Origin of the sequence: Acidihalobacter prosperus (assembly GCF_000754095.2) — a bacterium.
GTDB lineage: Bacteria > Pseudomonadota > Gammaproteobacteria > DSM-5130 > Acidihalobacteraceae > Acidihalobacter > Acidihalobacter prosperus.
In genome coordinates this window covers 324,860-338,363 of the sequence record NZ_JQSG02000003.1, presented here as the reverse complement: position 1 = coordinate 338,363, position 13,504 = coordinate 324,860, and the positions used below count along the sequence as shown (strand labels likewise).

The window sequence follows — 13,504 nt, the reverse complement described above, 5'->3', positions numbered from 1 at the left end:
TGGATGGTGCTTGTGGCGCCGTTCCGTACGACGGCGGGCATCGAATGCCAGGATTGACATAAGGATCAGTATCCGGCGGCCAGTGCGGCGGGCCTGCGCCGGTCGGCGGCGCCTTCGTACAGCCCCGTTTTCGGGTTCGCGAGAATGGCCATCGCGGCGCCCCAGGCGTTGCCGTAGGTAAAGCGGTAGCCCATTTTTTCGAGCGCCTGCCGGGTGGCGGGGGTGAGCAGGCCGGGTTCGATCATGACGGTGGACGGCTGCCACTGTTCGTGGAAGCGTGGGGCGTCGACGGCCTGCTGCATGTTCATGCCGAAGTCGATCACGTTGAGGATGGTTTCGAGGGTGGTGGAGATGATGGTCGAGCCGCCGGGACTGCCGGTGACCATGAACAGCCGCCCCTGGCGCAGCACGATGGTGGGGGACATGGAACTCAAGGGACGCTTGCCCGGTTCGATCTGGTTCACGCGGCCCTGAATCAGGCCGAAGCTGTTGGGCACGCCGGGCTTGGCGGTGAAATCGTCCATTTCGTTGTTGAGGAAAAAACCGGTATCGCCGGCGATCTGCCCGAGCCCGAACAGGTAGTTGATCGTGTAGGTCACGCTGACCGCGTTGCCGTGCGCGTCGACCACGGAAAACTGCGTGGTATTGGTACCCTCCGCCGGCCCCAGGCTGCCCTTGACCTCGCTCGACGGCGTGGCGGCGTCGGGGCGGATCTGCGCGCGTATCCTGGCGGCGTGCGCGGGCGAGAGCAGCGCGCGGATGGGGTTGTGCACGAAGGCGGGGTCGCCGAGATAGGTGTTGCGGTCGGCGAAGGCGTGGCGCTCGGCCTCGATGAGGTAGTGCAGGCTCTTGACCGAGGCGTAACCCCAGTCGGCGAGCGGATAGGGTTCGACGATCTGCAGGATCTCGCAGATCGTGGTGCCGCCCGAGCTGGGCGGCGGATCGGAGACGATGGTGTAGCCGCGGTAGCCGCACTCGACCGGCTGGTCCCAGACGACGCTGTAGTCGGCGAAGTCCTTGAGCGTGAGGATGCCGTGGTGCCGTTCGCTGGCGGCGACCACGGCGCGCGCGATCGATCCTCTGTAGAAGGCGCGGGTGCCGCCCTCGGCGATGTGCTCGAGGGTGCGCGCGAGCTGCGGCTGGCGCAGGCGTTCGCCCGCGCGCCAGGGGCGACCATGGTTGAGGAAGATGGCGGCGACGTTGGGATGCCTGCGGAAATCGTCGGCGCGACCGTCTAGGATGTGCGCGTCGCCGGCTTCGAGGACGTAGCCCTTGCGCGCCAGTGCGATGGCCGGGGCCATGACGGTCTTGAGCGGCATCGTGCCGTAGCGGGCCAGCGCCGTGTCGAGGCCCATGACCGTGCCGGGTACGCCGACGGCGAGATAGCTGTGCGTGCTCAGGCCTGGCACGACCTCACCCTGAGCGTTCTGGAACAGCTTCGGATAGGCCTTGTGCGGCGCCTTCTCGCGGAAATCGAGGAATCGGTTCTGCCCATCGGCGAGATGGATCACCATGAATCCGCCGCCGCCGATGTTGCCGCAGCAGGGATGCACCACCGCGAGTGCGTAGCCGATGGCCACCGCCGCGTCGATCGCGTTGCCGCCTTCGCGCAGGATGTGCACGCCGACCCGAGTGGCTAGGTGCTGCGCGGTCACCACCATCGCATGCCTTGCTTCGACCGGGCGCAGGCCTGCGAGGCTCGAGAGCGGGGAGACGTTGCTGCCGAAATCCAGCGCCTGCGCGGGGATGCCGGGCGCGGTATTGTCGGCGGCCCGGGCCGGCAGGGACGCGACCAGCAGCGCGAGACAGACCGCGATCAGTCGGGTGACGGTGTGCATGGCGGGCTCCCCTTTATTGTCGGTCCCGGTGTCGCGCCGAGACGTGCGTCATGCACGAGCATAGCCCGCTCCGGCATGGGATCGGAATGCACAGGCGTTGAAAGCAAGGGAAGGAAAATGGCGCGCCCGAGAGGATTCGAACCTCTGACCTCTGCCTCCGGAGGGCAGCGCTCTATCCAGCTGAGCTACGGGCGCGGGGGGGAAAGCATACTGCGTTGCCGCAGGTGCGTCCATCGCCGCCGTCCGCGTCAGGCGAGGCCGGGCAGCAGGGCGCGGATGCCGAGTGCCATGAATTGCACCGCGATGGCCGCCAACAGCAGTCCGAGGACGCGGGTGGCGATGCGGATGCCGGTTTCGCCCAGGCGGGCGGACAACGGTACTGCGGCGCGCAGGGTTGCGTAGACGACGCCGGCGACGACGAAAATGTTGAGCAGCAGAGCGAGATAGCCGAACCAGCCTTGTGCGTTCTGCGCGGTGATGATGACGGTGGAGATGCTGCCGGGGCCGGCCAGCAGCGGAATGGCCAGCGGCACGACGGCGACGTCGTCCTTGGCGACACCCTCCTGCGTCTCCTCCGGGGTGTTGCGCGCGCGGTTGGGGCTGCCCTGGAGCATGTGTATGGCCATCAACAGGATCAGCAGGCCGCCGCCCACCCGGAAGGCGTCGAGATCGATGCCGAAGAGTTGCAGTATCGACTGGCCAGCCAGCGCGGCGGCCAGTAACGTGATGCCGACCGCTATGGCCGTGATCCGCGAGGTGCGCAGACGGTCGATTGCGGTCTGGTCGCTGGTGACTGCGACGAAAATCGGTACCGCGCCGACCGGATTGACGATCGCGAGCAGAGCGATGAGCGCGCGCAATGCGTCGGTGAGATGGTCGGGTGACATGGGGGTGTTCGCCTTGGCCGGTTGATTCCGCGCGAACATACGCCGGGTTTAGAGCGCTTTGCAAACCGCAGGGGTGATTGAGGCAAAAAGGCCACACTGTGGGGCATCGGTTGTGCCATGCGCACCACAATGACCCGTCTGAAACTCGGTTTTGGGCCTAAAATGGTTGCATCGGACAACCATTGGGTATCAAAATCGCGCCGCGCAGTCATCGAAATGGTGCGAGAGCGGGTCTTTTGTGCACTGTTGCAGTGCATAACTTGCTTCAATGGGCATTGAAAGCGTATTCGAACGACTGATTTTGCTGTTTTGGGCGACATGGCACGAGTTGTGCTTTTCCATCGGCCATGCGCTCGACGCGCATTCGATATCTGCGAATGGCTTGTAAAGAGCGTTTTGTTGTCAACTGTTAGTAACTTGCTAGGGGGAATCCTACGTGATGAATGTGAAGAACGTGTTTAAGCCGAAGGCAGCCGCGCTGGCCGCCGCCATGGGTCTGGCATTCGCGGGCGCGGCCCATGCGGCGCCGACCGCCACGATTTTCGGTGGCCTGGGCATCGCCGGCTACTACAACTCTCCGACCGCCAATCCCGGCGACAGTTCCGCCTACGACATCTCCAGCGACGGTAGCCGCATCGGCATCAAGGGCGATCTCGGCAAGTCCGGCGACACCACCTTCATCTACGAGTACATGATGAACGTGAACCCGGTGAAGTCCGGCAGCGGTTCCTCGCCGACCACCTACACGGCCTTCCTGGGCGCCAAGGGCGATTGGGGCACCTTCATGGCCGGTCGCCCGTTCACGCCTTTCTACACCGACATCGTGTCCGTGTTTAACCCCTTCTGGTGGTTCTACACGACCAACGTCGATATCAAGCAGATGGACAAGGCGATCGTCTACACCACCCCGACGATGGGCGGCTTCAACATGTCGGTCTCGCTGTCCAACATGAGCAAGGGGTCGGCCAGCGGCTCCAAGGACGAGACCAACTTCACCCTGACCGGCACCTACACCACCGGCCCGTTCAGCTTCGCAGCCGGCTACGTCGGCTTCTCGAAGTACGGCGATGGCGTGAATGAGTACAGCGCCTCCTCCTCCACCACCGTGTGGGGCACGCCGATCAACGAGTACGCCGGTGAGCGCCTGAAGAGCAAGGTTGCGGCCCGCGGCAGCTACAACGAAGGCCCGCTGTCCGTGAATCTGGGTCTGTTCTCCTACAAGCCCACCAGCATGATCTACAACGGTACGACCACGACGGCGCAGAACGACAACGCCATCAATACCGTCAACCTTTGGGCGAGCTACATGGTCGCGCCCAAGTGGACCCTGATGGGCGAGTTCTCCTCGACCAGTCAGAGCGGCAGCAACCCGAAGAAGGGTACCTTCACGACCTTCAGCGTGGCCTACGCGCCGGTGGACGCGGTGGCGCTGTTCGCCGAGTACCAGTACTACAGCAAGGATGCTGCCGTGAGCGGTCTGGACGGGGTCAACTCCGGTACCCGCGCCAACGGTCAGTTCGCGGTCGGCGGCTACTACAGCTTCTAAGCCGTTCGGTTCCGATGCGAAAATGCCGGGTGCCCCCAGGGGCGCCCGGTTTTGTTTCTGGGGTTGGTGTATAAAGGCGCCCTGGCGGGGTACTGGAGCCTCCGCCGACGGCTTCCCGATCCGGTCCGCGGATTTCCGGACGCGGCTCGTATGGCCACCTGGCCCCGGATTGTGCCATGGGCATGACCCGGGATGTTCAATTGACGTACTACCGAGCAGCCATCTTCAAATAGCCATGAATATCAACTTGATTCGGCGTGTCCGAGCGACCCGTTCGGCGGCATGGCGCTGCCCCGCACACGAGGACACGAAATGCTAGAGGTCACCGACCTGGGGAAGGATTTCGGCGGCCTGCAGGCCATCGACAGTGTCTCCTTCACCCTACGCAAAAACACCATCACCGGATTGATCGGTCCGAACGGGGCGGGCAAGACCACCCTCTTCAATACGATCGCCGGCGTCTACAAGCCGACCCGGGGCAGCATCGCCTTCAACGGAGAGGCCATCGGCGGCCTCTCGCCCCACCGCATCTTCCACAAGGGTTTGGTGCGTACCTTCCAGATTCCAAGACCCTTTCCGGACATGAGCGTGCTTGAAAACCTCATGGTGGTCCCCGCGCGCCAGTACGGCGAGCGGTTCTGGAACAACTGGTTCCGCCGTGGACGCGTGCGTCAGCAGGAGCAGGACATCCACGACAAGGCGCGCGAAACGCTCAAGTTCCTCAATCTCGAACGCGTGACTCACGAGCAGGCGAAGAACCTGTCCGGCGGTCAACAGAAGCTGGTCGAGATCGGCCGCGCGTTGATGGCCGACCCGCAACTGATCCTGCTCGACGAGCCGGGTGCGGGCGTGAATCCGTCGCTGCTTGCCGAAATCATCGACCGCATCCGCGAGCTGCACGAGAAGGGCATCACCTTCCTGCTGATCGAACACAACATGGATATGGTCATGAACCTGTGCGATCCCATCCTGGTGATGGCCAATGGCCGCCTGCTGATGGAAGGCAACGCGGAAACGGTGCGCACCGACCCGCGTGTGCTCGATGCCTATCTGGGAGGTAGCCCCGATGAGTGAACCGATGCTCAAGGTCGACAACCTCGTCGCCGGCTATACGCCGGGCGTGCCGATCCTGCGTGGCGCGACCATCGAGGTCATGCCGGGCGAGATCGTCACGGTGCTGGGCCCCAACGGGGCCGGCAAGTCGACGCTGATCAAATCCATTGCCGGGCTGGTGCCCGTGTTCTCGGGCAAGGTCACCCTGGAAGACCGCGACATCACCGCGCTGGCACCTCACACCATGGTGCAGCAGGGCCTGGCCTACGTGCCGCAGACCAACAATGTCTTTGCGCGCCTGAGCGTGCAGGAAAATCTCGAGATGGGCGCCTACACGCGCAAGGAAGGTCTGGAGCAGCGCCTTGAAGAAACCTACGAGCTGTTCCCGGATCTTGCGCGACTGCGCCATCATCCGGCGGGCAAGCTGTCCGGCGGTCAGCGGCAGATGGTCGCGTTCGGGCGCGCGCTGATGGTCAGTCCCAAGCTGCTGATGCTGGATGAGCCCTCCGCGGGGCTTTCGCCGAAGCTGGTGGGCATGGTCTTCAAGAATGTCCAGGAGGTGCGCGATACCGGCGTCACCATCCTGATGGTGGAACAGAATGCCAAGGCCGGCCTGATGATTTCGGATCGGGGTTACGTCCTGGCGGAAGGCAAGGAGCAAATCATGGACAAGGCGGATGCGCTGCTGCGCAACCCCGAGATCGGCGAGCTGTACCTCGGCTCCAAGGGGGGATTGCTATGATCGGCCAGTATCTTGCGGACGGCATCGTCCTCGGTTCGACCATCGCGCTCGGCGCGATCGGCCTGACCCTGACCTACAACATCCTCAACTTCGCCAACTTCGCGCACGGTTCCCTGCTTTCCTGGGGCGCCTACTTCGGTCTGGTGTTCGTGATGGCCTTTGCCGGAGTGCAGGGGGGAACCTTCGGGCCGCTGTCCTTCGGCTGGCCTTTCATAGTCGCCCTGGTGGGCGCCGCGGTGCTGACCAGCGGACTCGCACTGCTGGTCGACTGGCTGGTGTTCCGGCCACTGCGGCGCAGCAACATCCAGGTGGCACTGGTGTTCGCCTCCTTCGGCGCTTCGCTGCTGCTGCGCAACTTCATCGTGGTGTTCTTCGGACCCGAGCCGCGCTACTACAACAACAGCATCCAGATCACGCGCGAAATCCTGCCGGGGGTGCGCATGACGCCCGATCAGATCTTCGTGGTGGCGCTGGCCGTGGTGCTGGTGGTGGCGCTGCACCTGTTCCTCACGCGGACCAAGCTGGGCAAGGCGATGCGCGCCACCGCCGACAATCTCGCGCTGGCGCAGGTCACGGGGATCAACGTGCAGGGCGTGATGCGCTGGACCTGGGTGGTCGGTGCCTCGCTGGCGGCCGTCGGTGGCATGTTTTTCGGTCTGACCGTGCAGATACTGCCCGAGATGGGCTTCAACCTCGTGCTGCCGCTGTTTGCGGCGGCGATTCTCGGCGGCATCGGCAGCGTCTACGGCGCGGTGCTGGGCGGTCTCGTCATCGGCATCGCACAGGACGTGTCGGTCATGTTCATCTCGCCCGCATACAAGCCGGCGGTGGCCTTCGTGATCATGATCGTGGTCCTGCTCGTGCGCCCGACCGGTATTCTGGGAGAAAAGAAATGAGCGGCGTGATTTCCTATCTCGTCTTTTTCCTGATTCTCGCGGCGATCTACGGGATCGTGTCGCTGGGTCTGAACCTGCAGTGGGGCTATACCGGACTGTTCAATATCGGTGTGGCCGGCTTCTTCGCGGTGGGCGCGTACACCTACGCGATTCTGGCGAGCTCACCGACGACGAATCACCTCGGCGGCTTCGACGTGCCGATACCGCTGAGCATGATCGCCGCGATGATCGTCACCGGTATCGCGGCACTGATCATCGGCTTCCCGACGCTGCGGCTGCGCGATGACTATCTCGCGATCGCGACCATCGGCATCGCCTTCAGCATCCAGCTGGTGGCCATGAACATGCAGTGGCTGACCGGCGGCACGCAGGGGCTCTACAACATCCCGCAGCCGTTGGCGAATACCTTCGAATCGAACTTCGATTACAACCTGTTCTTCCTGGCGATGGTGCTGATCGTGCTGCTGGTGGTGTATATCGCCCTGGAGCGCATGGTGCATTCGCCCTGGGGGCGGGTATTGATGGCGATTCGCGAGGACGAGACGGCGGCCAGCTCGGTCGGCAAGAACGCGTTCAGCTACCGCCTGCAGTCCTTCGTGATCGGCTCGATGATCATGGGTCTCGGCGGCGCGTTCTACGCCTGCTTCATCAAGTACATCAGCCCGCAGGACTTCCAGCCGGTGCTGACCTTCCAGATCTGGGCCATGCTGATCATCGGCGGCAGCGGCAACAATCGCGGCGCGATACTGGGCGCCTTGCTGGTGTGGATGCTGTGGAGCGGCAGCGGCACGCTGGTGCAGTCGATCCTGCCCGCCAGCCTGCAGGTCAAGGGCGGCGCCTTCCAGATCATCCTGATCGGACTGGTACTGATGGTGACGCTGATCTTCAAGCCCAAGGGGATCATGGGGAACCGACGGGCGATCATACCGGGCGCCAAGCAGGCGCCCTGAGGTCGAGCCGGCGCGCGCCCCGGGCGCGCGCCGGCCCCGTAAGCGGATCGTATAAGCACAATAACCGTAAAGCTGGTTGGGGGATACAGGGCTAAACGATTCAATTGCTGTTAACGACGTGTCCTTCTAATGGACCTTGATGAGGGGTAATGACATGCTTTCCAAAAAACTGACGAAGTCGATCGTCACGGGCATGGCGGCCGGTGCGCTGTCGATGGCCGCATTCAATGCGCAGGCAGCCTGCACGACCACGATCGGCGGTGTGATGGCGCTGACTGGTTCGCTGGGCGCGCTGGGTCAGCAGATCGGCGAGGGCGCCCAGCTGGCGGTCAGCGACATCAACGCCGCGGGTGGCGTCAATGGCTGCACGCTCAAGCTGGCGCTGTATGACGATCAGACGAATCCTGCCGTCGGTGTCGATGCCGCCAAGAAGCTGGTCGACATCAATCATGTGCCGGTCATCATCGGCGCGCTGTCCAGCGGCGTCAGCATGGCCATCCTGACCTCGGTCACCAGCTCGGCGCACGTGGTGCAGATTTCGCCCGCCTCGACCTCGCCGACCTTTACCCAGCTGGCCAAGGAAGGCCGTACCGGCGGCTACTGGTTCCGCACGGTGCCTTCGGATGCGCTGCAGGGTACCGCCATGGCAATGCTGGCGCACAAGAACGGCCTCAAGCGCGTGGCCGTGATGTACATCAACAATCCCTACGGCACCGGTCTTGCCGGCAAGTTTGCGGAATATTTCAAGAAGATGGGTGGCAAGGTCACGGCCGAAGTGCCTTACAACGACAAGCAGCCTTCCTATCGCTCCGAGGTCAATCAGGCCATGGGTGGCAAGCCGCAGGCGCTGTTCCTGGTCGGCTATCCGGGCGACGGCACCACGGTGGCGCGTGAGTGGATCTCCGCCGGCGGTCCGATGACCTTCCTGCTGCCTGACGGCCTTGAGTCGCAGAAGTTCGTCGACGACGTCGGCGCCAAGTACCTGAAGACCGTATACGGCACCGCCGCGGGTTCCGAGAAGACGCCTTCGCTGGCAACCTTCAAGGAGAACTTCAAGAAGGCGCATGGCAGCTATCCGACACAGGCCTATATGACCAACGCCTATGACGCGGTGATGATCGCGGCGCTGGCGATGGAGTCCGCCAAGAGCGACAAGGCTCCGATGATCCGCGACAACATCCGCAAGGTGACCGGCTCCGGCGGCACTACGATCTATGCCGGTGTCGACGGCTTCAAGAAGGCCAGCATGCTGCTCAAGGAAGGCAAGAAGATCCACTATGTCGGTACTTCCGGTCCCCTCACCTTCGACCAGTACGGCGACGTCACGGCGCCGATGGTGGTGTGGTCGGTCAAGGACGGCAAGGTGGCGGAAACCGGCATGATCAAGGTCGACGCGATCAACAAGGTGCTGAAGAAATACGCCAAGTAAAACCCGGCGTGGGTTAAGGTAGTTGCAGAAACTGTGGGCGGCGTCCGGGTGCAAGGCCCGGGCGCCGCGAGATCCCCCGAAGGGGACGTCACAGGGACGCGGATACGTGTCGGGAAACACCGCGGTACCCGTCTCAGACGGGAAAGACCGAGTGGAGATGCGCGCCAGGAGGGGTCGAGCATCAACGTCGGGGAGAGCTCCCCGCATAACTCGGCTGTTTCGCTTTTCTCATTGACGAGGAGATACACGAATGCGCTACAAAACTTACCTGGCGACCGCCCTGCTGGCTGCTTTGCCGTTGGTCGGCCATGCTGCCGAGGACTGCACGATTCCGATCGGCGCCGTGCTGCCCCTGACCGGCTCGCTGAGCGCGACCGGGCAGGAAAACGTCAAGGCCGTGCAGCTGGCGGTCGAGGACTTCAACAAGGCCGGCGGCGTCAACGGCTGCAAGCTCAAGGCGGTGGTCTACGATTCGCAGACGCGTCCTTCGGTCGGTGTCGACGCGGCCAAGAAGTTGATCGACATCAACCATGTCCCGGCCATGGTCGGCGCCTATTCAAGCGGCGTGTCGATGGCGATCCTGACCTCCGCCACCGCGCCAGCCGGCGTGGTGCAGATTTCCGCGGGTTCGACTTCGCCGGCGTTCACCCAGCTGGCCAAGGACGGCAAGACCGGCGGCTACTGGTTCCGTACCTGTCCTTCCGACGCGCTGCAGGGCGTGGCCATGGCCTATGTGGCCAAGGAAAAGGCGCATCTCAAGAAGGTGGCCGTGATCTACCTGAACAATCCCTACGGTCAGGGTCTGGCGGACCGCTTCAAGGAAGCCTTCAGCGCCTACGGCGGCAAGGTGACCTCGATGGTGGTGTACAACCCCGAGCAGCCTTCCTACCGCTCCGAGGTGGCCAAGGCGCTGGAAGGTCACCCGCAGGCCTTGTTCCTGGTGGCCTACCCGAACGAGGGCGCGACCATCCTGCGTGAGTGGATCAGCAACGGTGGCGCGCAGAAATATCTGTTCCCCGACGCCCTCAACGCGCCTCAGTTCGTCACCAGCATCGGTGCCAAGTACCTCGATGGCCACGTCTGGGGCACGGTGCCCGGCAGCATGAAGACGCCGAGCCTGCCGATCGTCGAAAAGGCATTCAAGGCGGCCTACGGTACCGGTTTCACGCAGCCCTATGACACCAATGCCTACGACGCCGTGGCCAGCATCGCTCTGGCGATGGAGGCGGGCAAGTGCAAGACCGGCAGTTGCATCAAGGATCATATCCGCGGCGTGACCAGCGACCCGAAGGGTACGCCCGTCGAGGCCGGCGTTGCCGGTTTCAAGAAGGCGCGCATGCTGCTGGCGGAGGGCAAGAAGATCCGTTATGTCGGCGCCTCCGGCGATCTGCATTTTGACCCGCAGGGTGACGTGCAGGGGCCTGAGGTGGTCTGGCAGGTCGAGGGCGGCCAGATCGTCAACAAGCAGACGCTCAGCGCCGAGAAGATCGCAAAGATCACCAAGCAGTTGGGTCTGAAGTAAACCCAGCTCGGGCACCTCTCCGTCATGGCCGGAGGGGTGCCTTTTTTGTGCCTGTCGGTCCGAGGCGCACCAAAAAAGTGCGCGCATGGCCGTTGGTACCGTTAATGCTGGCCGTTCATCCCGATGGCGGCTATGCTGTGTAAAGCATGTGAAACAGTTTCATCCGATCGGCGCCATTTGAAGATTGGCCCGATTTCTGCAGTTGGAAGGCGTCGCGCCTATCGGGGGATAGGCACCGTAGGCGATCCGCCCCGGCCGTTCATGCGCGTCGGGGCTGGGGGGAACGCCATGGCCGGGGGGCCAGGCGTGACAAGCAATACAAACTCAATAACGAGGGCTAATCATGAACACATTACGCTGGATGGCGGTGGGTACCGCCTTTTCGTTCGCCATGGCCGCAGGCGCGGCACATGCCGGCGCGACCTTCGATGCGGTCAAGAAAAAGGGCTATGTGCAGTGCGGTGTGAGCACCGGCCTGCCGGGCTTTTCAAATGCCGATGACAAGGGGCAATGGAAGGGCATGGACGTGGACGTGTGCCGCGCGGTGGCTGCGGCCATGTTCGGTGATGCGAGCAAGGTGCGCTACACCCCGCTGACCGCGAAGGAGCGCTTTACCGCGCTGCAATCCGGCGAGATCGACATCCTGTCGCGCAATACCACCTGGACGCTGACGCGCGACACCTCGCTGGGCATCAACTTTGCCGGTGTGAATTACTACGACGGCCAGGGTTTCATGGTGAAGAAATCCCTGGGTGTGAAGAGCGCGAAGGATCTCAATGGCGCAACCGTCTGCGTGCAGGCCGGCACGACGACCGAGCTCAACCTCGCCGATTACTTCCGCAGCCAGCACATGCAGTTCAAGCCGGTGACCTTCGATACCTCGGATGCCACGGTCAAGGCATTCGACGCGGGGCGTTGCGACGTGCTGACCTCGGACCAGTCGCAGCTTTATGCGCTGCGTATCCTGCTGGCGAATCCCGCCGGTGCCGAGGTGCTGCCTGAAATCATTTCCAAGGAACCACTGGGGCCGTCGGTGCGACAGGGCGACGACGAGTGGTTCAACCTGGTGAAGTGGAGTCTGTTCGCGATGCTTGACGCGGAGAATCTCGGCATCACGTCGAAGAATGTCGACACACTTAAGACCGACAGCAAGAACCCGTCGATTCAGCGCTTCCTCGGCGTCAATGGTGGCATGGGCAAGCTGATGGGCGTCTCCGACGAATGGGCCTACGACATCGTCAAGCAGGTGGGCAATTACAGCGAATCCTTCGATCGCAACGTCGGCAAGGATTCGCCGCTGAAGATCCGTCGCGGCCTGAATGCGCTCTGGAACGAGGGCGGCATCCAGTACGCACCGCCGATCCGCTGACGCCCGGCGTCGGACGAACAACCGTGCCGGGGAGCATTCCCCGGCACGTCGATACGGGATTGATCGATGTCCTCTCCCTCCAAGGATCCTCTCGCGCCGGCACGACCGAACTGGATGAGCAATCCGCGCGTGCGCGCGCTCATATTCCAGGCGTTGGTGCTGGCCGCGGTATTCGCGCTGCTCGGCTACATTTTCCACAACACGGTCAGCAACCTCGAACAGCGCGGCATCACCACTGGTTTCGGCTTTCTGGATCGCGAGGCCGGTTTCGGCATTATCCAGAGTCTGATCCCCTATACGCCAGCTTCAACGTACGGGCGCACCTTTCTGGTCGGGCTGGTCAACACGTTGCTCGTGTCCGCGCTGGGGATCGTGCTGGCGACCTTGCTGGGGCTGATCATCGGCATCGCGCGCCTGTCGAAAAACTGGCTGATCGCCCGTCTGGCGGCGATCTATATCGAGACCTTCCGCAACATTCCCCTGTTGCTGCAGGTACTGTTCTGGTACTTCGCGGTGCTGCAGGCACTGCCCTCGCCGCGTCAGAGCCTTTCGATCGGCGAGTGGGCCTTTCTCAATATCCGTGGCGTGTATTTGCCGGAACCGGTTCCCGGTCAGGGCTTCGGCTGGGTAGTGCTGGCGTTGGCGATCGCGGTGGCGCTGGTGATCTGGCTGCGGCGTTGGGCGCACCGGCGGCAACTGCGTACAGGGCAGCCATTCCACACGATCTATGTCTCAGCCGGATTGCTGCTTGGGCTGCCTGCCGTGGTGTTCCTGTTCCTGGGTATGCCTCTGACCTGGTCGCTGCCGAGTCTGCACGGTTTCAATTTCACCGGTGGGATCACCATGATCCCCGAACTGACGGCGCTATTGGTCGCGCTCACCATCTACACCGCATCGTCGATCGCCGAAATCGTCCGTTCGGGGATCCTGGCGGTCAGCCACGGGCAGACCGAGGCGGCGTATTCGCTGGGATTGAACCCAGGCAACACGACGCGTCTGGTGGTTCTGCCGCAGGCATTGCGCGTGATCGTGCCGCCGCTGACCAGTCAATATCTCAATCTGGTCAAGAATTCCTCGCTGGCCACCGCTATCGGCTACCCGGACCTGGTCAACGTTTTTGCCGGCACGACGCTCAATCAGACCGGTCAGGCAGTGGTGATCATCGGTATGACCATGGGCGTTTATCTGACCCTGAGCCTGCTGATTTCGTTGTTCATGAACTGGTACAACCAGCGCGTGGCGCTTATCGAGCGCTGAGCGCTGCCGAGGAAT

The 13,504-nt window shown here is 63.0% G+C and carries 11 protein-coding genes and 1 tRNA gene; 9 read left to right on the top strand and 3 right to left on the bottom strand.

Going from position 1 to position 13,504, the window contains the following annotated elements; translation table 11 throughout:
• Window positions 1-65: 65 nt before the first annotated feature.
• From ggt to THPRO_RS08305, 3 genes are all read right to left on the bottom strand, one after another.
• A complete protein-coding gene (gene ggt, locus THPRO_RS08315; protein WP_052064367.1) occupies window positions 66-1,838 on the bottom strand; it encodes a gamma-glutamyltransferase in 1,773 nt (590 codons plus the stop codon).
• A gap of 118 nt (window positions 1,839-1,956) precedes the next feature.
• Window positions 1,957-2,033, bottom strand: a tRNA-Arg gene (locus THPRO_RS08310).
• 53 nt (window positions 2,034-2,086) lie between these two features.
• Window positions 2,087-2,725: a MarC family protein gene (locus THPRO_RS08305; RefSeq protein WP_038090610.1), complete on the bottom strand. Its 639-nt coding sequence runs from the start codon at window positions 2,723-2,725 to the stop codon at window positions 2,087-2,089.
• Window positions 2,726-3,164: 439 nt separating this feature from the next.
• Between THPRO_RS08305 and THPRO_RS08300 the strand changes: the two genes are divergently transcribed.
• From THPRO_RS08300 to THPRO_RS08260, 9 genes are all read left to right on the top strand, one after another.
• Complete coding sequence (locus THPRO_RS08300; protein ID WP_038090414.1) at window positions 3,165-4,271, top strand: porin; 1,107 nt, start codon at window positions 3,165-3,167, stop codon at window positions 4,269-4,271.
• A 312-nt stretch (window positions 4,272-4,583) separates the two neighbouring features.
• Window positions 4,584-5,345 (top strand): ABC transporter ATP-binding protein, encoded by a 762-nt coding sequence (locus tag THPRO_RS08295; RefSeq protein ID WP_065089488.1) that lies wholly within the window; start codon window positions 4,584-4,586, stop codon window positions 5,343-5,345.
• The gene (locus THPRO_RS08290; RefSeq protein ID WP_065089487.1) at window positions 5,338-6,066 is read left to right on the top strand and encodes an ABC transporter ATP-binding protein; all 729 of its coding nucleotides are present in this window, start codon (window positions 5,338-5,340) and stop codon (window positions 6,064-6,066) included. Before THPRO_RS08295 ends, THPRO_RS08290 begins: the two co-directional genes overlap by 8 nt.
• Window positions 6,063-6,962: a branched-chain amino acid ABC transporter permease gene (locus THPRO_RS08285; RefSeq protein ID WP_038090416.1), complete on the top strand. Its 900-nt coding sequence runs from the start codon at window positions 6,063-6,065 to the stop codon at window positions 6,960-6,962. The genes THPRO_RS08290 and THPRO_RS08285 overlap by 4 nt, the downstream gene beginning before the upstream one ends.
• Complete coding sequence (locus THPRO_RS08280) at window positions 6,959-7,912, top strand: branched-chain amino acid ABC transporter permease (RefSeq protein WP_038090419.1); 954 nt, start codon at window positions 6,959-6,961, stop codon at window positions 7,910-7,912. The genes THPRO_RS08285 and THPRO_RS08280 overlap by 4 nt, the downstream gene beginning before the upstream one ends.
• 154 nt (window positions 7,913-8,066) lie before the next feature.
• Entirely contained in the window at window positions 8,067-9,341 is a 1,275-nt protein-coding gene (locus THPRO_RS08275) for an ABC transporter substrate-binding protein (RefSeq protein ID WP_038090421.1), read from the top strand.
• 250 nt (window positions 9,342-9,591) lie between these two features.
• Window positions 9,592-10,863 carry an ABC transporter substrate-binding protein gene (locus THPRO_RS08270; protein WP_038090426.1) on the top strand — a complete coding sequence of 424 codons (1,272 nt, stop codon included), beginning with the start codon at window positions 9,592-9,594 and terminating at the stop codon, window positions 10,861-10,863.
• 343 nt (window positions 10,864-11,206) lie between these two features.
• Entirely contained in the window at window positions 11,207-12,232 is a 1,026-nt protein-coding gene (locus THPRO_RS08265; RefSeq protein WP_052064368.1) for an amino acid ABC transporter substrate-binding protein, read from the top strand.
• A 66-nt stretch (window positions 12,233-12,298) separates the two neighbouring features.
• A complete protein-coding gene (locus THPRO_RS08260) occupies window positions 12,299-13,489 on the top strand; it encodes an amino acid ABC transporter permease (protein WP_038090433.1) in 1,191 nt (396 codons plus the stop codon).
• The last annotated feature ends 15 nt before the right edge of the window (window positions 13,490-13,504 follow it).